General features: G+C 68.6%; 1 pseudogene. It reads right to left on the bottom strand.

What is annotated here, in order from left to right:
- Positions 1-335: pseudogene (locus MOV75_RS41285) on the bottom strand (GGDEF domain-containing protein); the annotation flags it as partial.
- Positions 336-557: the final 222 nt, after the last annotated feature.

The following is a 557-nucleotide window of genomic DNA, read 5'->3' as shown; positions in this document are numbered from 1 at the left end:
AGGGCGGCGCGAAGCCGTGCGATCAGGCGGTCGGGATTGCCGCCGCGCGAGGAGAAGGGCAGGGCGTTGTGAGGCAGCGTGCCCGCCGCATCCACGGCCACGAAGGGAAGGTAGGGCGATTGGTCGGCGATCTTTCTCGAGAGCGCGGCCAAATGCGGCTCGTGTCCGCCCTGCATCGCAGCGAGAATCGCGGCTGGCTGCACCTCTTCGACCGCGCGCGCCGCGCTGGCCCAGTCGGTGTCGACCACGGGAAACAGCCGCGCCTCGTCCAGCGCCCCGACGAAGGGCGGCCGCTCGGCATTGGACACAAACAGGATCGGGCCCGCCTGGGACATTCGGAAACTCTGATCACGCGACAGTTGCCGCGCAATCTAGATTGGCCGCATTAATGCGGCGTCAACGTACCAGGCGAAACTGCGCCTAGACCGGACCGGAGCGGTCGCGAAAAGCCTCGACCATCAGGGGGTTAAGGCCGAGCTCGCTGAGTGCCTCGCGGGCGCGGGCATTGTCCTGGGCGCGTCCGGCCAGCCTGTGGCCCGAAAGCCGGTCGGGCAGCG

Origin of the sequence: Bradyrhizobium sp. PRIMUS42 (genome assembly GCF_023006515.1) — a bacterium.
In the GTDB taxonomy this organism is placed as follows: domain Bacteria; phylum Pseudomonadota; class Alphaproteobacteria; order Rhizobiales; family Xanthobacteraceae; genus Bradyrhizobium.
The sequence above is the reverse complement of the archived record's forward strand: the minus strand, read 5'-3'. Positions and strand labels throughout refer to the sequence as shown.